We start from the raw sequence: 26,406 nt of genomic DNA, 5'->3' as shown, positions 1-26,406 counted from the left end.
CGAGGCCGTCCAGGTCGATCTCCTCCGCGCGGGCGTGCAGCACGGTCGCGCGGGGGAACGGCGCCAGGTTGAAGGAGGCCAGCGTCGCGGTCACCTCGTCGGCGTCGGCGGCGGTCACCCGCAGCTCGAGGGCGGCCATCGCGAGGGCGTCGCCGCCGATGCCGCAGCCGAGGTCGGCCACGTGCTGCACCCCGGCGGCGGCGAAACGGCCGGCGTGCAGGGCGGCGACGCGCAGCCGGGTCGCCTGTTCCAGCCCGGCCTCGGTGAAGAGCATGGTGCTGGCGAACTCGCCGAACTTGGCTGCCGCCTTGGCACGGAGCCTCGCCTGGCTGAGCACGGCGGCGACGAGCTCGGGCGGGTGCCCCTCCTTGCGCAGCGCGGCGACGGTGCGCACCACGTCGGTGGACGAATCCCACTCCGGCAACGAGTCGAGCAGCCGAAGCCCTTCGGGCGAGAGGAGGGCGACGAGCTCACTGCGTTCCATACCGCCACGCTAACACCGCCAGGGCCGCAGCCGGGCGCGCGGCGGCGGCCGCACGGCGGTTGGCCGCGGCATCCGCCACCCGGCGCCTCACGCTGTTGGCGAACGCCGCCCGATTCGGGCCGACTTGTCTGGCACTCACGTTGCACGAGTGCCAGCCAGGGCCTAAACTCGACTTAGCACTCTCGGTGTGAGTGTGCTAATTCCTTAGTCTTTTCTAGAAAGAGGTCAACCGTGTCGGTCAGCATCAAGCCGCTCGAGGATCGCATTGTCATCAAGCAGGTTGAGGCCGAGCAGGTCACTGCGTCGGGCCTCGTCATCCCTGACACCGCCAAGGAGAAGCCCCAGGAGGGCGAGGTCGTGGCTGTGGGCCCCGGCCGCATCGATGACAACGGCAACCGCGTCCCGCTCGACGTCGCCGTCGGCGACAAGGTGCTCTACTCCAAGTACGGCGGAACCGAAGTGAAGTTCGGCGGCGAGGACCTCCTCGTGCTGTCGGCTCGTGACGTGCTCGCAGTGGTTGTGCGCTAAGCACCTCTCCCGCTGATTCTCAGCGTTTTCGCGAAAGACCCGGATGGCCCTGCCGTCCGGGTCTTTTGTTGTCCGCGCTCCCCATCTGGGCGCGGGTCGGCCCGCTGCGCACTGTATGCAGGCGTAGACTCCCGAGGTGCCAGAATCCGTTGACCAGCAGACGACAGCTCCGGTGACGGATGCCGGTACCCGCCGCGCCGGCCTGATCTACGCGGTCTCCGCCTATGTGCTCTGGGGCTTCCTGCCCATCTACTTCATCGCCCTCGCGCCGACCGGCGCGTTCGAAGTGGTCGCCTGGCGGATCGTGTTCTCGCTGGTGTTCTGCGCGATCCTGCTCGCGATCACGCGCCGCTACCGGCTCTTCCTCGCCCTGCTCAAGCGGCCGCGCATCGCCTTCACCATGGCGGCGGCCGGCGTGCTCATCTACGTCAACTGGCAGACCTACGTCTACGGCACCCTGAGCGGCCAGGTCGTCGAGGCCTCGCTGGGTTACTTCATCAACCCCATCGTCACCGTCTTCCTCGGCGTCTTCTTCCTGCGCGAGAAGCTGCGCCCGGCACAGTGGGCCGCAGTCGGGATCAGCCTCGTGGCCGTGCTGGTGCTGGCGATCAGTGCGGGCAGCGTGCCCTGGATCGCGCTCACGCTCGCGTTCTCGTTCGGGTTCTACGGCTACATCAAGAAGCGGGTGGGCCCCACGGTCGACGCCGTCGCCGGCCTGAGCATGGAGACGCTCTGGCTGCTGCCGGTCGCCGTGATCCAGCTCCTCGTGGTCGGGGCGACCACCGGCATCACGTTCGGCACGGTCAGCGCCGTGCACACGCTGCTGCTGATCGGCACCGGCGTGATTACCGCCATCCCGCTGCTGTTCTTCGCGGCGGCATCGCGGCGCCTTCCTCTGGTCGTGCTCGGCTTCATCCAGTACTTCGCGCCCATCATCCAGTTCCTCGTCGGCGTGCTGATCTTGAACGAGGCCATGTCGACCGCACGCTGGGTCGGGTTCTCCCTGGTCTGGCTGGCGCTGGTGATCCTCGCGGTGGATGCCGCCGTCGGCACGCGCAACGGCCGGCGCAGCATCCCCGAACTCGTCTGAGCGCGCCCGCACGCGGCGCGAGCCTGCACCGGGGCAGTGGGCGGCACGTCCGGAGGATGTAACGATTTGACACGGGACGCAACGTTGTGGCCACAAAAACCTTGTTTCGGCGTGCGGCGGACAATACTGTGACTCAACGGCAGTCGTCCGAACTGCCTCACCAGTGTTTGATCGAGCCAAGGAGCACCATGAGTGTAATAGTGAAGGCCTCGGCTTCGCGCTCTGTCCGGGCCATGCTGAGCGGAGTCGCCCTCATCGGCGTCAGCGCACTTGTTCTCACCGGATGCAGCAGCGGAGCCTCTCCGGAGGCGACCACGTCGCCCTCCGAAACGGCGACCGCCGATGCAGGCAGCGCGCTGCCCATCGAGGCGGGCGACCGCGACCTGTCGATGAAGGTCGGCCAGCTGGCCCCGCAGAGCGGTTCGCTCGCGTTCCTCGGCCCGCCCCAGATCGCGGCCGCGAAGCTCGCCGTCGAGGACATCAACGCCGCCGACCTCGGCATCCAGCTCGAGCTGATCGTGCGCGACGAGGGTGACACCAGCGTCGACGTCGTGACCACCTCGGTCACCGACCTGCTCTCGCAGGGCGTCTCGGCCATCTCCGGTGCCGCGGCATCCGCGCAGACCCGCAACATCTACGAGCAGGTCACCAGCGCCGGTGTCGTGCTGATGTCGCCGTCCAACACGGGCCTCGACCTCTCCAACATCGCCGACAACGGCCTGTACTGGCGCACGGCGCCCTCCGATGTGCTGCAGGGCGAGGTGCTCGGCAACCTCATCGCAGAGGACGGCAACAGCACCCTCGGCATCATCTACCAGAACGACGCATACGGCACCGGCCTCGCCGAGACCACGAAGACCAACTTCGAGGCCGGCGGAGGAACCGTTGTCGCGGAGTCCAGCTTCAACACGGGTGACACCAACTTCACGACGCAGATCGCCGACGTGACCGCGCAGAACCCGGATGCGATCGCCCTGATCACCTTCGACCAGAGCAAGATCATCATCCCCGAGCTGGTCGGTTCCGGTTTCCCCGGTGACAAGCTGTACCTCGTCGACGGCAACCTCGTCGACTACAGCGCCGACTTCGCCCCCGGCCTCATCGCCGGATCGAAGGGCACCAAGCCGGGCCTTGACCTCACCAAGCTCGGTGACTTCACGGACCGCCTGCTCACCGTCGACCCGACGCTGACCGACTTCACCTACGCGCCCGAGTCGTACGACAACATCGTGCTCTTCGCGCTGGCCGCCTACGCAGCCAACGACACCTCGGGCCAGTCGATCGCCGACTACCTGCGCCAGGTGTCCGGCGGCGACGGCGACGGCGAGAAGGTCACCACCTTCGAGGAAGGCGTCGCCCTGCTCAAGGAGGGCAAGCAGATCGACTACGACGGCTTCTCCGGCCCGATCACCTTCGACGAGAACGGTGACCCGACCGAGGCGACCATCGGCATCTACGAGTACGACGCCACGAACGTGCCGTCGAAGCGCCTGAACTAGTCGCTTCACTGAGTAGGGGAGGGCCCCGGCTTCGGCCGGGGCCCTCCCTGCGTCGTGCGACGGATGACGGCGCCGTCTCAGCGCCGACTGCGCCACTTCGTGGGGCTCCGCGCCACATCAGGTGGCGCAGAGGCGCACCAAGTGGCGCAGAGCGGCCGGCCGGGCGCGGCGCTACTCGTCGTCCTGGCCGAGGGTGCCGAGGTAGAGGCCGATCACCTTCGGGTCGTTCAGCAACTCGCGGCCGGTGCCCGTGTAGGCGTCGTGGCCCTGGTCCAGCACGTAGCCGCGGTCGCAGATCTGCAGGCAGCGGCGGGCATTCTGCTCCACCATGATCGTGGTGACGCCGGCCTTGTTGATCTCCTTGACGCGGAGGAAGGCCTCGTCCTGCCGCACGGGGGAGAGGCCGGCGCTCGGCTCGTCGAGCAGGAGCACGTGCGGGCCCATCATCAGCGCGCGCGACATGGCCACCATCTGGCGCTCGCCGCCGGAGAGCGATCCTGCGCGCTGCGAGAGCCGCTTGCCGAGCTCGGGGAAGATCGCCGTGACGAACTCCAGCCGCTCGGCCAGGCCCTTCGGCTTCTGGTAGATGCCCATCTCCAGGTTCTCCTGGATGGTCAGCGTCGGGAACACGTTGTTCGTCTGCGGCACGAAGCCGACGCCCTTGCCGACCAGCTTGTTCGCCTTGAGGTTGGTGATCTCCTCGCCGTGCAGGAAGATGCCGCCTCCGCGCACCTTGACCAGGCCGAAGATCGATTTGAGCAGGGTGGACTTGCCCGCGCCGTTCGGGCCGATGATGCCGATCAGCTCACCCTGCCTGGCCATGAGGGAGCAGTCGGTGAGGATGTTGATGCCGGGCAGGTACCCCGCCGTGATGGAGCGCACCTCCACGACGGCCTCGCCGACGGGGGCGGATGCCGGGGCGGCAGAGGTGCCGGGGCTACTTGTCGTCATCGAGGAGCTCCTTCATCGCTTCGACGTTGTCGGCGTCGCTGCTGCCGAGGTCGCTGTCATGGTGTTGGCCGAGATAGGCGTCGATCACCGCCGGATTCTGCATGACGGTGTGCGGATCACCCTCGGCGACGACGCGGCCCTCGGCCATGACGATCACCCAGTCGGCGATGTGCCGCACCATGTGCATGTCGTGCTCGACGAAGAGCACCGTCATCCCCTGCTCCTTCAACCCCAGGATGTGGTCGAGCAGCGACTGGGTGAGCGCCGGGTTCACGCCGGCCATCGGCTCGTCCAGCATCACCAGGGTGGGTTCGCTCATCAGCGCCCTGGCCATCTCGAGAAGCTTCCGCTGGCCACCGGAGAGGCTGGCCGCGTAGTCATTGCGCTTGGCGTCCAGCTTGAACCGGGTGAGCAGCTCCACCGCCCGCGCCTCGATCTCCTGGTCTTGCTTGCGCCAGAGGACGGGCAGCAGGGCTCGGAACATGTTCTCGCCGGTCTGGCCGGTCGCGCCGAGCTTCATGTTGTCCATCACGCTCAGCAACGCCAGCGACTTGGTCAGCTGGAAGGTGCGGATGAGGCCCATCCTGGCCACCCGGTAGGCGGGGACGTGCGCGAGCGAGGTGCCGTCGAACGTCCAGCTGCCGGCATCCGGCTTGTCGAAGCCGGTGAGCAGGTTGAAGAACGTCGTCTTGCCCGCGCCGTTCGGCCCGATCAGTGCGGTGATCGCGCCACGGGGGATCTCGACGTGGTCGACGTCGACCGCGGTCAGGCCGCCGAAGGTGCGGCGCACGCCATCGGCGATGAGGATCGGGTCGTTCTTCTTGCAGCCGGGGGCGGCGTCGCCGACGTGCAGGTCGACGGACTTGACCGGCTTCGAACTGGGGGTCGCGTTACTTGACAAAAGCCAGCTCCTTCTTGTTGCCGAGCAAGCCCTGGGGCCTGAATATCACGATCAACATGATGGCCACGCCGACCAGGATGAAGCGCAGCTGCCCGCCCTGCACCTGCGAGATCGGCAGCCAGCCCACCTCGACGGCCCGGGCGACGAAGCCGGAGAAGAACGAGAGCAGCACCCAGAACAGCATCGAGCCGACCACGGGGCCGAGGATCGTCGCCGCCCCGCCGAGCAGCAGGATCGCGTAGATGAAGAAGGTGAGCGACGTCGCGTAGTGCGCGGGGATCACCGCGCGCGGCATGATGAAGATCATGCCGGCGAGGGTGCCGAACACGCCACCCAAAATGAGGCTCTGCATCTTGTAGGAGTACACGTTCTTGCCGAGAGCGCGCACAGCATCCTCGTCTTCACGGATGCCCTTCAGCACGCGCCCCCACGGGCTGCGCATGAGAGACCAGGTGAACAGGCAGGCCAGGGCGACGACCGTCCAGGAGACGATGATCACCCACCAGTCGTCGGCGCTGTGCTGCCAGGGGCCGAAGCCGGCGGTGCCCTCGAAGTGCAGCGGGTTCAGCGCACGGAAGCCATCCTTGTACTCGCTGAGGCCGTTGGCCGAACCGGTGACGGCCACGAAGGTGTTCGTCGTGAACAGCAGCCGCACGATCTCCGCCGCCGCGATGGTGACGATGGCCAGGTAGTCGGCCCGCAACCGGAGCGTCGGCACGCCGAGTATCAGGGCGAAGATGACGGATGCCCCGATGCCCACCAGCACGGCGCCCCAGACGGGGAACCCGAAGGTGAGGATTGAGATGGCGTAACCGTAGGCGCCGAGGGCCATGAAGCCGGCCTGGCCGAAGTTCAACAGGCCGGTGTAGCCGAAGTGGATGGCGAGGCCGAGCGCGGCGAGCGCGTAGGCGGCGGTGGTCGGGCTGATCAGCTCGACGGCCGCGTTCGAAAAGACTTGTCCCCAGTCGATCATTGCGTCGCCTCCTATCCGATTCTCTCTTTGCGGCCCAGGATTCCCTGCGGCCGGACCAGCAGCACGACGATGAGCACGACGAGCGCCCCGACGAACTTCATGTCAGGGGGGAGGACGAGGGTGGAGAGCTCGACGAACAGGCCGACGATGATCGAGCCGACGAGGGCGCCGAACGCGGTGCCGAGCCCGCCGAGCACCACGGCGGCGAAGACGAGCAACAGGATCTGGAAGCCCATGTCCCAGCTGACGCCGGGGCGGAAGTACGCCCAGAGGATGCCGCTCAGGCCGGCCAGTGCCGCGCCGATGACCCAGACGACGCGGATGACGAAGTCGACGTCGATGCCGCTGGCCGAGGCCAGGCTCGGGTTGTCCGAGACGGCGCGGGTCGCCTTGCCGATGCGGGTGCGCAGCAGGAAGTAGGCGACGCCCAACAGCACCACGACGCTGATGGCCATGCTGGTGAGGTCGATCCAGGACAGCGACAGCGGGCCGAGCTGCAACTTGGCCGGCGAGGCCCCCGGCAGCTGCCTCGTGGCCCCGCCGACGAAGAACTGGTAGGTGTAGCGCATCGCCAGGGCGAGGCCGATGCTGACGATCATGAGCTGGATGACGCCGACACCGCGTTTGCGCAGCGGCTTCCAGAGCGCGGCATCCAATGTCCAGCCGAGCGCGGCGCTCAGGACCAGGGCGATCAGGATGGCGAGCCACACCGGCAGCGCGAGGTTCACCGCGAAGACCAGCGTCATGAGGGCGCCGAAGGTGATCAGCTCCGAGTGGGCGAAGTTGCTGAGGCCGGTCGTGCCGTAGATGAGCGAGAGCCCGATCGCGGCCAGGGCCAGCAGCAACCCGAAGTTGAGGCCGTTTGCCACCCGGTTGATGAGCTGGTCGAAGAAGGAGACCGTGACCCGGGTGCCCTCGCCGAGGAAGAAGTTGACCGATTTCGTCTTGGTCAGGCCGAACTCGGCCGTCATCGTGTTTCCGCCCTTGGTGACGACGACGCCCTCTGGCAGGGTGTCCTCGTCCAATGTCACCGTGTAGCTGGCCTTCTCGGGGACGCCGACCCGCCACTTGCCGTCTGCGCCCGTCTTCACCTCGGTGTCGGTGCCCGGCCCCGTGACGGTGATGAGCACGCCGTCGAGCGGCGTGCCATTGAAGGTGACGTTGCCGGCGAGTACGTAGTCGTACTTGTCTACATCGACGTCGTCGGCGTGGGCGGGGGTGGCGCCGCCGGCGAACAGTGCGACGGTGAGCGCGACGAGGAGCATCACCGCCATCGCTACCGCACGTATGGGGGACCTCTTGTGAGCCGATTCAGTGGGATTCACTGCACCTCCATGGGGGCGCCGACGAGCAAACTCGCCCGGCTCCGGGCCTCTGCCGCCGACAACTCCGTCAGCGGTAGTGCTGATTATGTCCTAACTGCCCCCGCTCGTCGCGCATTCGGCATGCGATTGTGATCTGCGGAATTCTCTCCCAGCAATCTCGCTTAACATTGATGGATGCGAGAGCCACGAGTTCTCCGCATTTGACGCGTCAGGCATTCGCCTGCGCCACCCACACATTTCCTACACGCAAAGGGGAGAGATGGATCAGGCAGATCCGTTCGGATTCACTGGACTTACCTACGACGACGTTCTGCTGCTCCCCGGTCATACGGATGTGATCCCGAGTGAGGCCGACACCACGTCGCGCCTGACCCGCCGCATCAACGTTTCCACGCCGCTGCTGTCTGCCGCGATGGACACCGTGACCGAGACGCGCATGGCCGTCGCCATGGCCAGACAGGGCGGCCTCGGCATCCTGCACCGCAATCTCTCGATCGCGGATCAGGCTGACATGGTTGACCGGGTGAAGCGGAGCGAGTCTGGCATGGTCTCGAACCCCGTCACGACGACGCCGGAGGCGACCGTGGCCGAGGTGGATGCCGTGTGCGCCACCTACCGGGTGAGCGGTCTCCCGGTGATCGACGCGGACGGCAAGCTCGTCGGCATCATCTCGAACCGCGACATGCGCTTCGTCGCCGACGCGGACAAGCCGACCACCACGGTGGCCGAGGTCATGACCACGATGCCGCTGATCACGGGCCACGTCGGGATGAACCCGGACGAGGCGCTCGCGATCTTCGCCAAGCACAAGGTCGAGAAGCTGCCCCTCATCGACGACGAGGGCCACCTGACCGGCCTCATCACCGTGAAGGACTTCGACAAGTCCGAGCAGTACCCGAACGCCACCAAGGACTCCGAGGGGCGCCTGCGAGTCGGAGCGGCCATGGGCTTCTTCGGCGACGCCTGGGAGCGTGCAGAGGCACTGCGCGACGCCGGAGTTGACGTGCTCGTCGTCGACACCGCCAACGGCGAGAGCGCCGGTGTGCTCGACATCATCCGCCGGCTCAAGGCCGACCCCAGCTTCGCCCACATCGACGTCATCGGCGGCAACGTCGCGACCCGCGAGGGCGCCCAGGCGCTCGTCGACGCGGGCGCGGACGCCGTCAAGGTCGGCGTCGGGCCGGGCTCCATCTGCACCACGCGCATCGTCGCCGGTGTCGGTGTGCCCCAGGTCACCGCCGTCTACGAGGCGTCCAAGGCGACCAAGCCGGCCGGCGTGCCGCTGATCGCCGACGGCGGCCTGCAGTACTCGGGCGACATCGCCAAGGCGCTCGTCGCCGGTGCCGACACCGTCATGCTCGGCTCGCTGCTCGCCGGCACCGCCGAGAGCCCGGGCGAGCTGGTCTTCCAGAACGGCAAGCAGTTCAAGGCCTACCGCGGCATGGGCTCGCTGGGCGCGCTGCAGACCCGCGGCCAGAAGACGTCCTACTCGAAGGACCGCTACTTCCAGGCCGACGTCCCCAACGACGACAAGCTGATCCCAGAGGGCATCGAGGGCCAGGTTCCCTACCGCGGCCCGCTCGCCGCCGTGGCCTACCAGCTGATCGGCGGCCTGCGCCAGACGATGTTCTATGTCGGTGCCCGCACCATCGCCGAGCTGAAGAGCAAGGGCAAGTTCGTCCGGATCACCCCGGCCGGGCTCAAGGAGTCGCACCCGCACGACATCCAGATCGTGGTCGAGGCCCCGAACTACACTCGCTAGAGGTCAGCGCGGCGCGCAGCGACACGCTTCCATCAGCAAGGCGGCAGCCGTAGCCCGCAGACGCGCCAACGTCGAGGGCGTGCCGCGGCAGCCTCCACAGCGCAACATTCTGCGTGTCAGCTTCGGCACGCGGGCTTTGGCCGCCCTCACTACTGAGGGCGGCCAAAGTCGTTTAAACGGGCACAATTGACGCATGACTCGTTCAGCCATTGTCGTGACAGGAGGAACCCGCGGAATCGGTGCGGCGATCGCACGGGAGTTGGCGGCATCCGGGCACGACCTCGTTCTCGGCTATCGCAGCAACGCGGATGCCGCGGCGGCGCTGCAGACGGAGCTGCGCGCCGGCGGCGCCGGGTGCGAGATCGTGCAGGCCGATGTGACCCGGGAGGCCGACATCGAGCGGCTGTTCGCCGTGGCGTTGGAGCGCTTCGGCCGCGTCGACGGCCTCGTCAACAACGCCGGGGCCACGATGCACATTGGGCCGCTGGCCGACACCCCGGCCGAGACGGTGCGCGCGGTGATCGACGTCAACCTCACGGCCGCCGTGCTCTGCGCGCGTGAGGCGGTGCGGGTGATGTCGACCCGATTGGGCGGGGCGGGCGGCGTGATCGTCAACATCTCCTCCGGGGCGGCGACGCTCGGCTCTCCGGGCGAGTACGTGCACTACGCCGCGGCGAAGGCCGGCCTCGACGCGCTGACGCTCGGCCTGGCCAAGGAGGTCGGCCCGGAGGGCGTCCGCGTCGTCGGCGTCGCGCCCGGCACGATCCGCACCGACATCCACGCGGATGCCGGCGATGCAGGGCGCCCGGATCGCGTCGCGTCCCGGGTGCCGCTCGGCCGCGCCGGCGAGGTCGAGGACGTCGCACCGCTGGTCGCCTGGCTGTTCGGGCCGGGGGCCGGCTTCATCACGGGCACGACGATCCGGGTGGCCGGCGGCGCCTAGCCGCGCCTACCGCGCCGCTGCGATGCGTGCAACGGCCTCGCTCAGCACCTCGGGCGAGCAGGCGAAGTTCAGTCGGGCGTGCCCGCGCCCCACCTCGGCGCCGAAGCTGATGCCGGGCGTGAGCGCGACCTTGGCCACCTCGAGTGCGCGGCCGGCCGGGTCGTCGCCCCAGCCGAGGCCGGAGAGGTCGAGCCAGGCCAGGAAGGTGGCGTCCGGAAGGCGGTAGCGGGTGCCGGGCAGCTGTTCCTCGAGCAGGCTCCGCAGCAGCCGGCGGTTCTCATCGAGGGTGCCGCGCACGCCGTCCAGCCACTCGTCGCCGTCGCGGAACGCCGCGATGGAGGCGATCTGCCCGAAGATGCTGGTGCGCCACTCCACCTCGTAGGGCATGGCCGCGCGCAGGGCGTCGCCGCGGGCGCTCGCCGTGACGATGAGCGCGCACTTCAGCCCGGCCAGGTTGAACGCCTTGCTGGCGCTGGTGACCGCGACGCCGTGCTCGCGAGCGGCATCCGACACGCTGAGGAATGGCACGTACTGCGCCCCGCCCAGTGTGAGGGCGCCGTGGATCTCGTCGCTGACGATCGTCGCGTTGTGTCGGGCGGCGATCTCGGCCAGCTCCCGCAGCGTCTCGGCCGAGTGGCAGAGCCCGACCGGATTGTGCGGGTTGCAGAGCACCATGGCGCGGGCGCCGTCGGCGAAGGCCTGCTCGATGGCGGGCAGGTCGAGCGCCCAGCCGTCCTCGATGCCGCCGGCCAGCGGCACCTCGACGATGCGGGCTCCGGCCTCCGGCGCCAGGTCGAAGAACGGCGGGTAGATCGGGGGAGTGATGATGACCCCGTCACCGGGCTTCACCGCCTGGCGGAGCGCCTCGACGATGCCCATCGACACGTCTGCGGTGCTGCTGACGCGGGCGGGGTCGACGGCCCAGCCCAGACGCCGGGCGGCGAAGCCGGCGAAGGCCTCGGCCTGCGGCAGGCTGCTGGCGGCATAGCCGGTGTCGGAGCGGCGGACCGCGTTGTGCAGGGCGGCCGCGATCGGCTCGGCCAGCGGGAAGTCCATCTCCGCGACGGGCAGCGGCAGCACGTCGGCGGGGAAGTGCGCCCACTTCGCGCTGGTGCGGGTGCGCAGGCGGTCCAGGGATTCGGCGGCGACATTCGACATGCCCCCAGCATGGCGCTCGGACGCCGCCGGCGCCAGAGCCTGCGCCTGCACGAGCTGCGCCCCGCGCTGTAGCCAGTCAGCGGATGCGGCCCGCGACACGCCGCGAGAAGTCGCGGATGCCGGGCGTTGCGCCCCTCACATCCGCTGACTGGCTATGGGGGCGGGGTGTTGGCCCGGGTCGCTGGCGCACCCTCGAGCCAACGGTCTTCAGTCGTTGACGGGCGGGAGCTCTGGGTGCCGACGCGGGCTGCGCGGACGCGGCTGGCGCGCGGCGGGCGCAACCCATATGCTGGTCGGCTGCCCTCCCGGTGGCGCCGCCCACGCGGCCACCGAACTGGAGCCACCCATGGGTTACATCGACGTCAACGGCGTCTCATTCAGTCTGCCGGACGGCCGCCCGCTGCTCGCCGACCTCGCGTTCCGCGTCGGCGAGGGCACCACGACCGCGCTGATCGGCGCGAACGGCGCAGGCAAGTCCACGCTGCTGCGCATCATCCGCGGCGAGCTGCGGCCCGACGAGGGCAGCATCGCCATCGACGGAGGGCTCGGGGTGATGGACCAGTTCATCGGCCACGGGGCGCTGTCGACGGGGAGCGCCGTGGCGAGCCTGCTCATCGCCGTCGCCCCCGCCCGGGTGCGCCAGGCCGCGCTGGAGCTGGAGGCATCCGAGCTCGCCATCATGGAGAAGGACGACACCGCCAGCCAGATGCGCTACGCCACCGCGCTCGGCGAGTACGCCGACGCCGGCGGCTACGAGCAGGAGACGGTCTGGGACCACTGCACGATGGCCGCCCTCGGCGTGCCGTTCGAGCGGGCCCGCTGGCGGGAGCTCGACACCCTCTCCGGCGGGGAGCAGAAGCGCCTCGCGCTGGAGGCGCTGCTGCGCGGGCCGGAACAGGTGCTGCTGCTCGACGAGCCAGACAACTACCTCGACGTGCCGGGCAAGCGCTGGCTGGAGCAGCAGCTGCGCGAGACACCGAAGACGGTGCTGCTGGTCTCGCACGACCGCGAGCTGCTGGCGCGCGCCGCCGACCGCATCGTCACGATCGAGCTGGGCGCCGCCGGCAACACCGCCTGGGTGCACGGCGGCAGCTTCGAGGGCTACCACGCGGCCAGGGACGCCCGCTTCGAGCGCCTCGACGAGCTGCGCCGGCGCTGGGACGAGCAGCGCCAGGCGCTGAGGACGCTCGTGCAGACGCTGAAGGTCAAGGCGAAGCACAACGACGGCCTGGCCTCGCGCTATCAGGCGGCGCAGACCAGGCTCCGCCGCTTCGAGGACGCCGGCCCGCCGGAGGAGAGGCCGCCCGCCCAGGCAGTGACCATGCGGCTGCGCGGGGCGCGGACCGGCAAGCGCTCCATCGTCGGAGAGCGGCTCGAGCTGAGCGGCCTGATGAAGCCGTTCGACCTCGAGGTCTGGTACGGCGACCGGGTCGCCGTGCTCGGCTCGAACGGCTCGGGCAAGTCGCACTTCCTGCGCCTCCTCGCCCGCGGCGGCACCGAGCCGGATGCGACCCTCGGCCACGTGACGGCCATCGGCCAGACGCTGGCGCCGGTGCCGCACGAGGGCCGGGCCGTGCTCGGCGCCCGCGTCGTCCCCGGCTGGTTCGCCCAGGTGCACGAGCACCCGGAACTCGCCGGCCGCACGCTGCTCGACATCCTGCACAGGGGCGACAGCCAAAGGAACGGCATGGCGCGCGAGGCCGCCAGCGGCGCGCTCGACCGCTACGGGCTGGTGGCGGCGGCCGAGCAGACCTTTGAGTCACTCTCCGGCGGGCAGCAGGCGCGCCTCCAGATCCTGCTGCTCGAGCTCTCCGGGGCGACACTGCTGCTGCTCGACGAGCCGACCGACAACCTGGACCTGGTGTCGGCCGAGGCGCTGGAGGATGCGCTCACCCGCTTCGACGGCACCGTGCTGGCCGTCACCCACGACCGCTGGTTCGCCCGCGGCTTCGACCGCTACCTGGTGTTCGGCGCGGATGGGGCCGTGTACGAGTCCGAGCAGCCGGTGTGGACGGAGACCAGGGTGGTGCGCGAACGTTGAGGGGCGCAGAGCGAAGCACGAGACTCGTGACCGCCCGTCGGCGAGGTTGGGTAGGCTGGAGGGGTGAGCATGGAGATTGAAATCGGCCGGTCCAAGCGGGCACGTCGTGTCTACGCATTCGACGACATCGCGATTGTGCCCTCGCGGCGCACCCGCGACCCAGAGGACGTGTCGGTGAACTGGGCGATTGACGCCTACCAGTTCGACATCCCGTTCCTGGCCGCACCGATGGACTCCGTGGTCTCGCCGCAGACCGCCATCATGATGGGCCAGCTCGGCGGCCTCGGCGTGCTCGACCTCGAGGGCCTCTGGACCCGCTACGAGAACCCGGAGCCCCTGCTGGCCGAGATCCGCGGCCTGAGCGACGCCAAGGCGACCGCCCGGATGCAGGAGATCTACTCCGCGCCGATCAAGCCGGAGCTCATCACCGCCCGCATCGCCGAGGTGCGCGCCGCCGGAGTCCCCGTCGCCGCCGCCCTCTCGCCGCAGCGCACCCAGGAGTTCTACAGCACCGTCGTCGCCGCCGGCGTCGACCTGTTCGTCATCCGCGGCACCACCGTCTCGGCCGAGCACGTCTCCAAGAACCAGGAGCCGCTCAACCTCAAGAAGTTCATCTACGAGCTCGACGTCCCCGTGATCGTCGGCGGCGCAGCCACGTACACGGCGGCCCTGCACCTCATGCGCACCGGCGCGGCCGGCGTGCTCGTCGGCTTCGGCGGCGGCGCGGCCTCGACCACGCGCGCCTCGCTCGGCATCCACGCGCCGATGGCCACCGCCGTCGCAGACGTCGCCGGCGCTCGCCGCGACTACATGGACGAGTCCGGCGGACGCTACGTGCACGTGATCGCCGACGGCGGCCTCGGCACCTCCGGCGACATCGTCAAGGCGATCGCCTGCGGCGCGGATGCCGTCATGCTCGGCACCGCGCTGGCCCGCGCCACCGACGCCCCCGGCGGCGGCTACCACTGGGGTGCGGAGGCGCACCACGCCAAGCTGCCTCGCGGCAACCGCGTGCACGTCGGCACCGTCGCCCCGCTCGAGGAGATCCTCTACGGCCCGGCCCCCGTGGCCGAGGGCACCGCGAACCTCGTCGGCGCGCTGCGCCGCTCGATGGCGACCACCGGATACTCCGACCTCAAGGAGTTCCAGCGGGTCGAGGTTGTTGTGGCCCCGTACCAGGGCAACTAGCCTCGAAAGACAGCTTCACCGGCACGACCAGTTCCACCAGCACCACAGGCAGCACCAGCTCCACCGGCAGCAATCCGTCAGTACCACGTACCTCGGGAGGCAATGATGGCCCAGCGCAACAGCGTGACGCGTTCCAGCAAGCTCGGACCGGAGGAGAGGGCGGCCGCCCTTGCCCGGCTCAAGGAGAAAGAGCTGGACATCCTCGTGGTGGGCGGGGGAATTGTCGGAGCCGGCTCGGCGCTGGACGCGGTCACCCGCGGCCTGAGCGTCGGGATCCTCGAGGAGCGCGACTGGGCGTCAGGAACGTCCAGCCGCTCCTCGAAGCTCGTGCACGGCGGCATCCGCTACCTGGAGCAGCTCGACTTCCGGCTGGTGCGTGAGGCGCTGATCGAGCGCGGTCTGCTGCTGCAGCGCATCGCCCCGCACCTGGTCAAGCCGGTGCGCTTCCTCTACCCGCTGAAGCAGCGGGTGATCGAGCGTGCCTACGTCGGCGCCGGGATGCTGCTCTACGATATCTTCAGCTACACCGGCGGCCGCCCGCCCGGGGTGCCGCACCACCGCCACCTGAGCAAGCGCCAGGTGCAGAGCCTGATCCCGTCGCTCTCCAACGACGCGCTGATCGGCGGCATCACCTACTACGACGCACAGGTCGATGACGCGCGCTACGTGTCGTCGCTGGTGCGCACGGCCTCCTTCTACGGGGCGCACGCCGCCTCCCGGGTGCGCGTCGAGGGCTTCATCAAGGTCGGACAGCGGGTCGTCGGCGTGCAGGCGCACGACCTGCAGACCGGCGAGAAGTTCGAGGTGCGGGCCAAGCAGGTCGTGAACGCGACCGGCGTCTGGACAGACGACACCCAGCGCATGGTGGGGGAGCGCGGCACCTTCAAGGTGCGGGCGTCCAAGGGCATCCACCTCGTCGTGCCGCGCGACCGCTTCCAGTCGGCGATGGGGCTGCTGCTGCGCACCGAGAAGAGCGTGCTGTTCGTGATCCCGTGGGGCCGGCACTGGCTGATCGGCACCACCGACACCGACTGGAACCTCGACAAGGCGCACCCGGCCGCGACCGCGGCCGACATCGACTACCTGCTTGAACACGTGAACAGCGTGCTGTCGATCCAACTCACCCGGGAGGACGTCGAGGGCGTCTACGCCGGGCTCCGCCCGCTGCTGGCCGGAGAGAGTGAGCAGACCTCCAAGCTCTCCCGCGAGCACCTCGTCGCGCACACCGTGCCCGGGCTCGTCGTGATTGCGGGCGGCAAATGGACCACCTACCGGGTGATGGCCAAGGACGCCATCGATGCGGCGGTCGACGCGCTGGACGGCCGGATCCCGCAGTCAACGACGCAGGACATCCCGCTGCTCGGGGCCGAGGGCTACCAGGCGGCCTGGAACAAGCGCGGCCGCATCGCCCAGGCCTTCGGCGTGCACAAGGTGCGCATCGAGCACCTGCTCAACCGCTACGGCACCCTGACCGATGAACTGCTCGACCTCATCAAGTCGGATGCCACGCTCGGCGAGCCCCTGCCAGGGGCCGACGACTATTTGGCCGCCGAGATCGTCTACGCGACCTCGCACGAGGGGGCGCTGCACCTGGAAGATGTGCTGGCCCGCCGTACCCGCATCTCGATCGAGGCGTGGGACCGTGGCGTCTCGGCCGCTCCGGTCGCCGCCAAGCTGATGGCCGGCGTGCTCGGCTGGGATGAGGACACCGAGGCGCTCGAGGTGGCGAACTACCTCAAGCGGGTCGCCGCCGAACGTGCGTCGCAGGAACAGCCGGACGACGCATCCGCCGACCGCGTGCGGTTGGAAGCCCCGGACATCATGGCGGTCGAGGGCAAGTAGCCGAGCGGCCGCGTCGGAACGCGAACCCAGCCCGCCGTCTGAGACGATGGGCGCATGAGAACAGTGACCGCGGGCGCGGCCCGCCGGCTGGGCGGGGTGGCCGCGCTCGCCATCGTGATGCTCGTCCTCGTCGCCGGGTGCAGCGCACCGCGGCAGGCGACGCCGGAAGCCGGTTCGGGCACGAACGAGCCGTCTCCGACCCGACCGGTGCCTGGTGCATCCTCGACCCCCGTTCCAGTTCCTGGTCCGGAGGCGGAGCTGGAACGCGTGAGGGGGCTGGTGGCTCGGCCCGATGTCCTCGAGCTGCGAGACGGCGACGGAGCGGTTGTGACGACCCTCAGCTACATGTCGGCGGCGGGAGAGGCGATCGCCGCGCTCAGCGTGGTCTTTGACGGGCCGCCGTCCTCCGAGGAGTACAGCGGAACCATGCACAGTCCGCCCGGGGTCCGTCACCGCTGGGGAGGCTTCGTGCTCGACGAGCGCCTGTACGACGAGCAGATGCGCAGCGACAAAGAGCTCGACTACCTCGTCTGGCCGCGATTCGCCATCTTCTTCGACGCGCCGGCCGGGAACGACATCCCGATGTCGAGCGTCCAGGGAATCCAGGCCGGTGACAGCTGGGAGTTCGCATCCGCCCAGCCCGGCTTCGACAGCGAGTTGTTCACCTGTGTCGGCACGCCGGTCGACGTGCTGGACATCAGCGCACCGGACGGCACCGCCGCACAGGCCACGGTCATCGTGCTCGAATCTGACGAGGGCAGCGTCCGCTGGGTGGCTGCTCCGGAGATGGTCGCCGACGGCTGCGCCTAAGTCGGCTGGAGGCCGCGGTGCCCCGCTCGGCAGGGGTATGCCGGGGCGCCCCACTGCGGCGAGGGGGCCGGGGTGGACCGCTCGGTCTACTTGTGCCGGCCGGTGCGGTAGAGTCCCGATTACCGGAGGGTAAGAACGGTGCGTTCCTCGGAACGACGGGGAAGGCAAAGATGCGAGACAGCGCGGTGGATGATGTCGAGCGCGCGCCGGAACGGCAGGCCGCGCAGCGCATGATCGAGGCCCAGCAGAGCGGAACCCTGCTGGTCACCGGCCTGTCCGGCATGGGCAAATCGCAGCTCCTGCGCGCGATCCTGCCCGTCAAGTCCGGGTGGAAGGCGCTTTACTTCAAGGCGGACGCCTACGAGGCCAAGGTGCCGTTCGCGGCGGCAGAGCGGCTGCTGCGCCAGCTCCAGCCGCGGGGGCCCATCGAGCCGGTCTCGGATGCCGAGGCCAACCCGCGACGGATGGGCGCGCTGATCTTGGCCGCCCTCGACCGCGTGCGCACCCCCGTGTTCCTGGCCATCGATGACGCCCAGTGGCTCGACCCGCAGTCGGCGATCGCCCTGCGCTTCGCCGTGCAGCGGCTCATCGACGGCAGATTCTTCGCCGCCGTCGCCAGCCGCCCGATGACCGAGCCCAACGCACTCGTCGACCTCCTCGCCGGGCTCGTCGGCCGCTCGGAGCAACACTCCGAACTGCGCCTCGAACCGCTTAGCACCGAACAGGTGCGTGCCGTCGCCGCCCGTCTCGTGCACCGCGGCGTCTCCCAGCGCAGTGCCAGGGCCCTCCGCGAGGCGACGGGCGGTTCCCCCGCCCTGCTGAACACGGCGCTGGCCCTCAGCCGCGACACGGCGGCCGTGGATGCCGAGGCCGACATTTGGGAAGCCCCCATCCCCGTCATCGACGCCGCCCGCAACCCGTTCGCGCGGGTCGCCGCGGCCGCCCCGCCGGAGGCCAGCGCCTTCGGCAAGATCTGCGCCGTGCTGCGCGACCCCGTCGAGGAGCGCGTCGTCGCCGACATCGCGCAGGCGCTGAGCCTGCCCGCCGACCCGGATGCCGCCGATGCGGCGGGCCTCGTGGTGCGCTCGCGCTGGCGCGACGAGACGTGGGTGCAGCCCCGGCACGAATTGCTTGCCCACGCCGTGACGAAGCGCATGAGCGCGAGCGAGACGCTGGCCATCCACCGGGCCGCCGGCGAGGCTCTGGACGGCCGGCGCGGCCTGCGGCACAGTCTGGCCGCCGCATCCGCCGTCGATGACGCGCTGCTCGGCCGCGTGCTCGACATCGCGCGCTCGGCAGCCAGCCCCGCGCAGGCCGACGAGGCGATCGGCTACCTGCGCAGCATCCTGCTCCTCTGCGAGCCCGGCGACCAGCACGACGACATCCTGATCGAGATCGCCCTGCTGGCGATGCGCTTCCGACGGCACCAGCTCGTGCTCGACCTGCTGCCGCTGACCGAGGCGCTGCCGGCCGGGGCGCTGGCCACGGCGATCTCGGTGGAGATGCTGGCCGTGTTGGGGCGCATTCCCGAGGCCCTGGCCGTCGCGGAGCGGGTGGTCGGCGAGGCCGCCGCCCCCGCCGGCGTGGTGACGGACAACGCGGCGGACCGCATCCTCGCCGCGCACATCGCGGGCATTCAGGCGCAGTTCCAGCTCATGACCGGGGACACCGACCCGATCGCGGCCCAGGTTGTGCGGGCCCGCGCACTCGTCGACGCCGTGCGACCCGGCGATGCGGATGCCGCCGACCAGCGCCTGCGCTGGATGCACACCGCCGACGGGCAGCACATGCGCCTGCTCGGCTGGGCCATCACGGCCGCGGCGCGCTCCGGCGACATGGCCGCTTTCGGTGCGGCATTCGGCGAGCTCAGCATGCTGATCTCGCGGGCGGACGCCTCCCCAGAACTCGTCGACGCGCTCGTCACCCGGGCCGGCGTGCAGATGCAGTCTGGCGATGTCGGTGCCGTGCACGCGGGCATGCTGATGGCCTCCGCCACGCTCGTTCGCTCCCCGCACGCCTGGACCGCCGGGCATGTGCGCGTCATCCTCAGCCACGTGCAGTACCTGCTCGGCGACTGGGACGGCGCCGAGGCCGGCTCCGAGGCGGCGCTCAGCCTCGCGATGGACGAGACGGCGTTCACCGTGCGCCCCGTCACCCACTTCACGGCGGCCCTTGTGTCGGCCTCCCGCGGCGACGCGAGCGAGGTGGCGGCCCTGCTGGAGGCGGGGGAGCGCGCCACGATCAGCCGGCACGAGAGCTACGAGTCGTCGATGGCGGCCGTCGCGGCCGCCGAGCTGGCCCGGGCGATGGGCAATCCGGCTGAGCAGCTGCGCGCCTGCTCCGACCCAGCCTTGCGAGCCATGGTGTCGACGACGCACGGGTGGAAGACTTACCAGGTCGAGGCCCTCGCAGCCCTGGGACGGGTAGCCGAGGCGCGGGCAGCGCTCGCCGACATCCGCGAGACCGCACGCTGGCAGCCGCACTACGGTTCGGCGCTCTGGCTCGAGGCGCGAATCGAGGATGCCGCAGACCGGCGCAAGAGCGCGAAGGCGCTCTACGAGCGCGCTGTGGCCGAACCGGATGCCGCGCTCTTCCCCTTCCCCCTCGCCCGGGCGCGCGCCGACTACGGCCGCTTCCTGCTGCGGGTGGGGGACGCGCCGGGGGCGATCGCGCAGCTGACCACGGCGGCCGAGGTCTTCACCCGGTTGGGCGCCACACCAGATCTCGAGCGCACGCTGGCCCTGTTGGAGCGGGCGGGCGGCAACGGCGCAGCGGTGTCGGCGGACCCGTTCGGCGCCCTCACCGTCCGCGAGCGCCAGATCGCCCAGCATGCCGCGCGCGGGCACACCAACCGCGAGATCGCGGAGACCCTGTTCCTGTCGGTCACGACCGTGAACTTCCACATGCGCAACGTCTTGCCGAAGCTCGGACTGAGCTCGCGCAGGGAGCTGCGCGCGCTCGCCCCCCAGGGCCAGCCCACCTGAGCAATGCTCGATTGGGTGTAATCCCCGTCAAGAACTGACGGTTTCCCCCCTTGTCACTGACGGTTCCCTCCTCTCGCTCCTAGCGTGGAGAACCTGCACGCCGTTCCGCCATACCCGGACCGGTGTGCGCAGTCGCGGGCCCCTTCTTACCCAAGGGGCCCAGCGCGGCCGCTTACCCCGGCCGACGCGACGCGCTCCTTACCCGGGCGTTGCGGCTGATTGTGCCCATCTCCCGAATGGAACCCGAATCACATGGCAATTCGTGCTGCGCTCGTGCGCGCTCAGAAACCGATTTCCCACAGTGCCGGACCCGCGCGTTCGCGCCTCCGAGCACCTGCCGCCTTCGTCGCGCTGAGCCTTGCGTTGACCGGGCTCTCGACGACCGGAGCGCTGCTCCAGGCGGACCCCGCAGTCGCGGCGGCGCCGGAGGTCACCAAGGAGTTCAGGAATGCCGCTGGTGAGAACTGGACGGTCCCGGCCGGCGTCACGAGTGTGACGGCGACCGTCACCGGTGCAGCGGGCGGCGCGGGTGGCGGTTCCGAGGGCGCTGCGGGAGGAGCAGGTGGCCAGGCCACAGGAACCTTCACGGTCAGCCCCGGCGAAACCCTGCGGATCTGGGGGGCGACGGCCGGTGGCACCGGCGGCATCAAGGCTGCGGGCGGCTCAGCAGGCACCGGATACAGCGCGGGCGGAGCCGGTGGGGCGGGCAAGGACGTGCCGCTCACTGCTGACGACAAGTGGGCCGGCGGCGGCGGCGGCGGATCGAGCGCAATCGCGCGGCCCGGAACCGCGCCGCTGCTGGTCGGCGCCGGTGGCGGCGGTGGCGGCGGCGCAAGTGCCGGCCTGGTGCGATGCACACCGGGCGCGGGCGGCGCCGCCGCTGCGGCCGGCGATAGCGCCACTCGTAACTCACAAATTTCGACATGTGGTAGGGGGGCTGGCGGCGCGGCCGGGGGCGCTGGTGGCGCTGCCGGCGCGGCCGGCGCGACCGGGCACCACGCATCTAACCGCGACTCCAGTGGTGCTGGCGGTGGCGGTGGCGGTCTGCTCGGCGGCGCAGGGGGCACGACCGTTTTCGGCGCGAACGGTGCCGGCGGCGGCGGTGGCGGTGGCACCAACCACATTGCGGACGGGATGACGGTTCCGGCGCCGGCGTTGGCCTCGCGAGGCGCAGGCACCGTGGTGCTGCGATTCACGCCGAGCTACATGACCAGCACCGCGCTGTCGGCCAGTCCGGCCTCGACCGTGGTCGGCGCGCCGATCGACTTCACCGCGACGGTGACCGGGCAGGGCGGTGTGGACGACCCGCTCGCCGGCACCGTTGCGCTCTTCGGCGCAGGTGGCGTGCCGATCGGCGATGCGGTCGCGCTGTCGGGAACGACCGCGAGCTTCCCTGCTGTGGTCCTGCCGATCGGTACGCACACGATCACCGCGCGATTCAGCCCGGCCGCGGACAGTGCCTATCGTGAGTCCAACAGCCTCGACTACGAGGTCACCGTCGTCCAGGGCTCGACCACAACTGAATTGGACGTTTCGCCGGCGCCGGCAGAGTTCGGCGAATCGGTCACGGCCACCATCACGGTCCGCGCAATTGCTCCCGCCGATGCCCTGCTCGACGGCACCGTCGAGCTGCGGACCACCGACGGCACAGTGATCGAGAGCGTCGCCGTCGATCCTTCGGGCATTACCACGATCGTCTTCACGCCGAGCGACTTCACCGCGAGCGACTTCACGTCGACGGGCCTGGAGACGCTGCAGCTCACCGCGTTCTACAGCGGCAACGCCTCCTTCGAGGACTCGCAGTCGGTGGAGAGCGACCTGGGTGTCGTCAAGTCCCAGAGCCTGCTCGCTCTCAGCCAGTCGATCGACACCTCGGTGTGGGGCGAGAACGTCACCCTGACCGCCGAGATCAGCGCGGCCCGCGACGCGGCCGTTGCGAACCGAATGGCTGCCGTCGGCACCGAGCCGACCGGAACGGTCACCTTCTACGTCGACGGAATCGAGGTCGACTCGACCGCTGTGGTCGGTGGCGTGGCCGAGATCGACATCGACGACCTCGAGGTCGGCCTGCGCGAGCTGAGCGCCAGCTACTCCGGCGACACCTACTTCACTGCATCCGCGTTCCCTGTCGGCGACGAGGGTGATGGCCTCCGACACGAGGTCGAGCTCGCCGAGACCGACACCACGCTCGCCGCGATCGGCGCGCCGCTGGTGGGCCAGGCGATCACGCTGAGCGCTGACGTCTCTGTCCGCCCGAACGGCGACGGAACCCCCACGGGCTCCGTCGTGTTCACAGTCGACGGGATTCCGCTCACCGCCACCTCCTTCGCCAGCGGCACGGCGACCCTGGAGCACGCCTTCTGGACGGTCGGCACCCACACCGTGTCCGTCGCCTTCACCGACGGCGTGCACTACGACGGGTCAGAGGACGGTCCGATCGAGTTCCGTGTCGAGCAGGCAGCGACGGATCTGGCCCTCGCCAGCGACGTGAGCCCGGCCGTGTTCGGCCAGGCCGTCACCGTGAGCGCGACGCTCGGCGTCGTCGCCCCCGGTGCGGGCGTCCCCGACGGTGAGATCGAGTTCGAGCTCGACGGAGCTCGCTTCGCAACCGTTCCCGTCTCCGCCGGAGTCGCAACGCTCCCGCTCGGCGCACTCCCGGTCGGCAGCTACGAGCTGAGCGCCGCCTACACGGGTGGCGATAACTACGCCGGTTCTGGCGCGTCGCTCACGATCACGGTGGAGCACGCAGCCACCGCGATCTCGCTGACCGCCGACAGCGCGGAGTCGACCTTCGGCCAGCCGCTGACACTGCGCGCAGCCCTGTCGGTCGTGGCACCGGGGGCAGGCATCCCGACCGGATCGATCGCGTTCCGCGCCGACGGCGAGGAGATCGCCTTCGCGACGCTCAACGCCGATGGCACCGTGGACGCCTTGACCCTGCCGGAGGCGCTGGCCGTCGGAGACCGCCAGATCACGGCGCACTACGCCGGGGACGCGTCCTTCGCGGCATCCGACGCCGAGGCACTCGCACACACGGTGCTGCTGGCTCCGGTCAGCATCGCGCTGGACGTCCCGGCCGAGAGTGTTTCCGAGCAGAGCACCAGCTTCACCGCGACGGTGCAGCCGCAGACCTCGACCGGGCATGTGCCGAGCGGCTTCGTGCAGTTCTCCGTCGACGGCAAGCCGTTCGGCGCCCCGGTTGCGGTCGGCGGTGCGGCACCGGCCGCTGGTGCCGCACCCCGCACGGTGGCGGATGCCGTCAGCGCCAGCCTCTCGACGGCGGACCTCGCCGTCGGTGACCGGGTGATCACGGCCAGCTACCTCGGTGACGGCTCCTTCGCCGCCGCCGACGCGAGCGCCGCGAGCCACACGGTCAAGCCGAAGGCGCCGATCGACCCGATCAAGCCGATTGACCCGCTGGAACCGATCGTGCCGGCCGCCCCCGTGAAGCCTGCTGCGCCGGCCGCCGGCCTGGCGACGACGGGTGTGCAGGGCTTCGACACCGCGATGGCAGCCGCGCTGCTGCTGTTGGCCGGGCTCGGAATGCTCGGAACCGGAGCGGTGCGCCTGCGCCGCCGCTCCGCCTAAACCGGGGGGAACACAGCAGGAGGGGCCCGCGCATCGCGCGGGCCCCTCCGTGTGGTCTCCCACCCCCACCCCCAAGACCCCGCGCGACGTCACTTCGGCACATCCTGCGCCAGCCCGAATGGCGCAGGCCATGCCGAAGTGGCGTCACCCGGCACCGCGCTGGGCCTCCACACCGGTGCTCGTCCGGCGCACTGGCAGCGTCTACTGCGTGCGCCACGGCCGCCGGGTGACGGGCAGGCCGGCCTCACGCAGGATCGCCCGCAGAAGTGCGGACTCCCGCGCCTCCCGCCAGTCCCACCGGCCGCAATTCCATCGCGTGGCCGCTCGGACGGCGTTCTCGCGCTTCTTCTCCTCCACCACGATGTGTGCCGCCGGGCGGGTGTCGCCGCCGCTCACGGCGTTGCCGAGATACTTGCCGTCGCCGTCCGCCTCTCCCCACACGCCGTACTCCGGCCAGGCGAAATCGAGCCACACGATGCGCCCCGCACGCGGCAATTGCACGCGCAGTTGGAGCACCGGCTCCGGGAAGCCGAGATCCTCCAACTGCACGCGGCTGAGCGTCTCCAACGGGCTGTCCGCGAGGTGGCTGCAACGCTCGAGCACAACCCGCACCCGTCGGCTGCCGCTGAACGGCAGCCGGCGCTCGAAAGCGGAGAGGAGCTCCGCCCTCGTGCACAGCGCAACTGCGGCGCCGAACCGCGGCGTGCGCAGCGCGGCATCCACCATGCACAACGCGGCGGCGAAGGGGAGCGTGCGCGCGACGTCGACGAGGGTGTCGGGCAACGACGTCATCATCAGGCCGTTGTGCTCGACGATCTCCACAGCGTCGCGGCGCGAGAACTCCACCACCGCGTTGCGTCGTCGGCCGGACGCGGACTGCGCCAGCAGGAAGATGTCGTTCGGGATTGCGTCCAGCAGGGGAAGGCCCCAGAACACGGCAGCGGTGAACCCGGCGAAGATGGGCTGTCGGCGTTGCGCCGCTGCGGCGAGAGCGTTCGCGCGATACCGCGCGACGGCGCTCATCTTCGCCAGCTCCTCCCGCGGCAGGTAGGCGCCGCGGCGCACCGGGATGAGCTGCCGTGAGTCGCGGGCCGTCACGAAGCGGCTGTGCATGCCGAGGGCCTCGGCGTCTCGGGCGAGCCGGAGGCCGCCGGCGGCGACGGGGAGATCAGCAGTCATGCGCCCCAGTCTCAGTGTCCCCGGCCACGCTCGCCCGTGTCGCGCCGGGGCTGTGCAGAACGCGCCGTGCGCCCGCCACTGTGGAGGCCACGCGGCACGGCACCCCGGCCATCGTGCCACGCCACTTCGGCGCGTTCTGCGCCCGCTCAGCTGGCGCAGAACGGGCCGAAGTGGCGTGAGGGGCCCGCGCGCTGCGCGGGCCCCTCCGCGCGCGCGGGCCGCGGCCGCCAGCGGCATCCGCCCAGCAAAGGCGCGCTACGCTGGGGGTGTCGAGTTCGGCGCCGGTGGCGCCGCCGACTGCCGCCGCCGTTAGACCGGCCACGACCCGCAGGACACGATTCACCACATGCTCTCGATCATGCTGCGCCCTCGCTGGGTTCTCGCTCTTCTCGGCGCGCTCGCCGTCGCCGCCGTCTTCGCCCTCCTCGGCCAATGGCAGATCGCTCGCGCGGTCGACGCCGGGCAGACCGTCGATCGCTCCACCGAAGTCGTGCAGCCGCTCGCCGGGATCGCCGACCCCGATGCCCCGATCAAGCAGAGCGCGACCGGCCAGATGGTCTCCGTCGACGGGCGCTACGTCGCCGGCGACGAGCAGCTCATCAGCGGCCGCCTGAACGGCGGCACCGCCGGGTTCTGGGTCGTCAGCCACTTCCAAATCGATGCAGCGGGCGAGCCCGCGATCCCCGTCGCCCGCGGCTGGGCCGCCGACGCCGAGGCCGCAGAGGCCGTCGCCGCCGAGCTCGCCGAACAGGAATCCTCGGGGGAGAGCGTCACGCTGACCGGCCGCCTGCTGCCGACCGAGGGGCCGGAGATCCCCACCGATGCCGCCGGCGCGCACGTGATGCGCGCCGTCGCCGTGTCCGCGCTGATCAACCTCTGGGCCGACTTCGACAACCGCTCGGTGTACTCGGCCTACATCGTCTCCGCCGAGCCGCCGGCCGGGCTCGTCCAGATCGACTCCCCGGAGCCCAACCCCGAGGTCGAGCTGAACTGGCTGAACATCTTCTATGCCGTCGAATGGGCCGTGTTCGCGGGCTTCGCCGTGTTCCTCTGGTACCGCCTGGTGCGCGACCAGTGGGAGCGCGAACGCGAAGAGGCCGAGGACGATGCCGCCGCCGCATCCGCTGGCGAATCGCTCAGCAACCGCGCGTAGACTAGTC

General features: G+C 70.2%; 18 protein-coding genes and 1 pseudogene. 12 read left to right on the top strand and 7 right to left on the bottom strand.

Annotated elements, in window-relative coordinates:
• Positions 1-484, bottom strand: a pseudogene (locus GY24_RS07780) (SAM-dependent methyltransferase); the annotation flags it as partial.
• Positions 485-715: 231 nt separating this feature from the next.
• Here GY24_RS07780 and groES point away from each other — a divergent pair.
• The 3 genes from groES (at position 716) to GY24_RS07765 (ending at position 3,601) form a co-directional block, all read left to right on the top strand.
• Complete coding sequence (gene groES / locus GY24_RS07775) at positions 716-1,012, top strand: co-chaperone GroES (protein WP_104475121.1); 297 nt, start codon at positions 716-718, stop codon at positions 1,010-1,012.
• Positions 1,013-1,148: 136 nt separating this feature from the next.
• Positions 1,149-2,102, top strand: coding sequence for an EamA family transporter RarD (gene rarD, locus GY24_RS07770; protein WP_233279260.1), 954 nt, complete (start codon positions 1,149-1,151; stop codon positions 2,100-2,102).
• Between the two features lie 188 nt (positions 2,103-2,290).
• Positions 2,291-3,601: an ABC transporter substrate-binding protein gene (locus tag GY24_RS07765; RefSeq protein ID WP_104475119.1), complete on the top strand. Its 1,311-nt coding sequence runs from the start codon at positions 2,291-2,293 to the stop codon at positions 3,599-3,601.
• A gap of 171 nt (positions 3,602-3,772) precedes the next feature.
• Here GY24_RS07765 and GY24_RS07760 read toward each other — a convergent pair whose 3' ends face one another.
• From GY24_RS07760 to GY24_RS07745, 4 genes are read right to left on the bottom strand one after another with little or no spacing between them, the layout of a single operon-like run.
• The gene (locus GY24_RS07760) at positions 3,773-4,552 is read right to left on the bottom strand and encodes an ABC transporter ATP-binding protein (protein ID WP_104475118.1); all 780 of its coding nucleotides are present in this window, start codon (positions 4,550-4,552) and stop codon (positions 3,773-3,775) included.
• The gene (locus GY24_RS07755) at positions 4,539-5,453 is read right to left on the bottom strand and encodes an ABC transporter ATP-binding protein (protein WP_104475117.1); all 915 of its coding nucleotides are present in this window, start codon (positions 5,451-5,453) and stop codon (positions 4,539-4,541) included. Before GY24_RS07755 ends, GY24_RS07760 begins: the two co-directional genes overlap by 14 nt.
• Positions 5,443-6,423: a branched-chain amino acid ABC transporter permease gene (locus GY24_RS07750; protein ID WP_202972927.1), complete on the bottom strand. Its 981-nt coding sequence runs from the start codon at positions 6,421-6,423 to the stop codon at positions 5,443-5,445. Before GY24_RS07750 ends, GY24_RS07755 begins: the two co-directional genes overlap by 11 nt.
• 14 nt (positions 6,424-6,437) lie before the next feature.
• Entirely contained in the window at positions 6,438-7,700 is a 1,263-nt protein-coding gene (locus GY24_RS07745; RefSeq protein WP_104475115.1) for a branched-chain amino acid ABC transporter permease, read from the bottom strand.
• A 310-nt stretch (positions 7,701-8,010) separates the two neighbouring features.
• Between GY24_RS07745 and guaB the strand changes: the two genes are divergently transcribed.
• A complete protein-coding gene (gene guaB, locus GY24_RS07740; RefSeq protein ID WP_104475114.1) occupies positions 8,011-9,513 on the top strand; it encodes an IMP dehydrogenase in 1,503 nt (500 codons plus the stop codon).
• A 193-nt stretch (positions 9,514-9,706) separates the two neighbouring features.
• Positions 9,707-10,456 carry an SDR family NAD(P)-dependent oxidoreductase gene (locus GY24_RS07735; protein WP_104475113.1) on the top strand — a complete coding sequence of 250 codons (750 nt, stop codon included), beginning with the start codon at positions 9,707-9,709 and terminating at the stop codon, positions 10,454-10,456.
• 6 nt (positions 10,457-10,462) lie between these two features.
• On the opposite strand, the gene GY24_RS07730 is transcribed toward GY24_RS07735, so the two are convergent.
• Positions 10,463-11,614 (bottom strand): MalY/PatB family protein, encoded by a 1,152-nt coding sequence (locus tag GY24_RS07730; protein ID WP_104475112.1) that lies wholly within the window; start codon positions 11,612-11,614, stop codon positions 10,463-10,465.
• A 346-nt stretch (positions 11,615-11,960) separates the two neighbouring features.
• Between GY24_RS07730 and GY24_RS07725 the strand changes: the two genes are divergently transcribed.
• The 6 genes from GY24_RS07725 (at position 11,961) to GY24_RS07700 (ending at position 24,067) form a co-directional block, all read left to right on the top strand.
• Positions 11,961-13,655: an ABC-F family ATP-binding cassette domain-containing protein gene (locus GY24_RS07725; RefSeq protein ID WP_104475111.1), complete on the top strand. Its 1,695-nt coding sequence runs from the start codon at positions 11,961-11,963 to the stop codon at positions 13,653-13,655.
• 69 nt (positions 13,656-13,724) lie between these two features.
• Complete coding sequence (locus GY24_RS07720) at positions 13,725-14,843, top strand: GuaB3 family IMP dehydrogenase-related protein (protein WP_104475110.1); 1,119 nt, start codon at positions 13,725-13,727, stop codon at positions 14,841-14,843.
• A gap of 105 nt (positions 14,844-14,948) precedes the next feature.
• A complete protein-coding gene (locus GY24_RS07715; protein ID WP_104475109.1) occupies positions 14,949-16,685 on the top strand; it encodes a glycerol-3-phosphate dehydrogenase/oxidase in 1,737 nt (578 codons plus the stop codon).
• Between the two features lie 54 nt (positions 16,686-16,739).
• The gene (locus GY24_RS07710; RefSeq protein WP_133161143.1) at positions 16,740-17,495 is read left to right on the top strand and encodes a hypothetical protein; all 756 of its coding nucleotides are present in this window, start codon (positions 16,740-16,742) and stop codon (positions 17,493-17,495) included.
• A gap of 185 nt (positions 17,496-17,680) precedes the next feature.
• Complete coding sequence (locus tag GY24_RS07705) at positions 17,681-20,479, top strand: helix-turn-helix transcriptional regulator (RefSeq protein ID WP_161498706.1); 2,799 nt, start codon at positions 17,681-17,683, stop codon at positions 20,477-20,479.
• Between the two features lie 363 nt (positions 20,480-20,842).
• Positions 20,843-24,067 carry an Ig-like domain-containing protein gene (locus tag GY24_RS07700; protein ID WP_133161142.1) on the top strand — a complete coding sequence of 1,075 codons (3,225 nt, stop codon included), beginning with the start codon at positions 20,843-20,845 and terminating at the stop codon, positions 24,065-24,067.
• Between the two features lie 201 nt (positions 24,068-24,268).
• Here GY24_RS07700 and GY24_RS07695 read toward each other — a convergent pair whose 3' ends face one another.
• Entirely contained in the window at positions 24,269-25,246 is a 978-nt protein-coding gene (locus GY24_RS07695; protein ID WP_104475105.1) for a hypothetical protein, read from the bottom strand.
• Between the two features lie 346 nt (positions 25,247-25,592).
• Between GY24_RS07695 and GY24_RS07690 the strand changes: the two genes are divergently transcribed.
• Positions 25,593-26,399 (top strand): SURF1 family protein, encoded by an 807-nt coding sequence (locus tag GY24_RS07690; RefSeq protein WP_104475104.1) that lies wholly within the window; start codon positions 25,593-25,595, stop codon positions 26,397-26,399.
• Positions 26,400-26,406 lie beyond the last annotated feature (7 nt).

Source organism: Microterricola pindariensis (genome assembly GCF_002936985.1).
In the GTDB taxonomy this organism is placed as follows: Bacteria; Actinomycetota; Actinomycetes; order Actinomycetales; family Microbacteriaceae; genus Microterricola; species Microterricola pindariensis.
This window is presented reverse-complemented; position numbering and strand designations above follow the sequence as displayed.

Bases quoted from the DNA above. Each gene is read 5' to 3' on its own strand.
- GY24_RS07765 (WP_104475119.1), top strand. From the start codon at position 2,291: ATGAGTGTAATAGTGAAGGCCTCGGCTTCGCGCTCTGTCCGGGCCATG.
- GY24_RS07760 (WP_104475118.1), bottom strand. From the start codon at position 4,552: ATGACGACAAGTAGCCCCGGCACCTCTGCCGCCCCGGCATCCGCCCCC.
- GY24_RS07745 (WP_104475115.1), bottom strand. From the start codon at position 7,700: ATGGCGGTGATGCTCCTCGTCGCGCTCACCGTCGCACTGTTCGCCGGC.
- guaB (WP_104475114.1), top strand. From the start codon at position 8,011: ATGGATCAGGCAGATCCGTTCGGATTCACTGGACTTACCTACGACGAC.
- GY24_RS07735 (WP_104475113.1), top strand. From the start codon at position 9,707: ATGACTCGTTCAGCCATTGTCGTGACAGGAGGAACCCGCGGAATCGGT.
- GY24_RS07730 (WP_104475112.1), bottom strand. From the start codon at position 11,614: ATGTCGAATGTCGCCGCCGAATCCCTGGACCGCCTGCGCACCCGCACC.
- GY24_RS07725 (WP_104475111.1), top strand. From the start codon at position 11,961: ATGGGTTACATCGACGTCAACGGCGTCTCATTCAGTCTGCCGGACGGC.
- GY24_RS07720 (WP_104475110.1), top strand. From the start codon at position 13,725: ATGGAGATTGAAATCGGCCGGTCCAAGCGGGCACGTCGTGTCTACGCA.
- GY24_RS07715 (WP_104475109.1), top strand. From the start codon at position 14,949: ATGGCCCAGCGCAACAGCGTGACGCGTTCCAGCAAGCTCGGACCGGAG.
- GY24_RS07710 (WP_133161143.1), top strand. From the start codon at position 16,740: ATGAGAACAGTGACCGCGGGCGCGGCCCGCCGGCTGGGCGGGGTGGCC.
- GY24_RS07695 (WP_104475105.1), bottom strand. From the start codon at position 25,246: ATGACTGCTGATCTCCCCGTCGCCGCCGGCGGCCTCCGGCTCGCCCGA.
- GY24_RS07690 (WP_104475104.1), top strand. From the start codon at position 25,593: ATGCTCTCGATCATGCTGCGCCCTCGCTGGGTTCTCGCTCTTCTCGGC.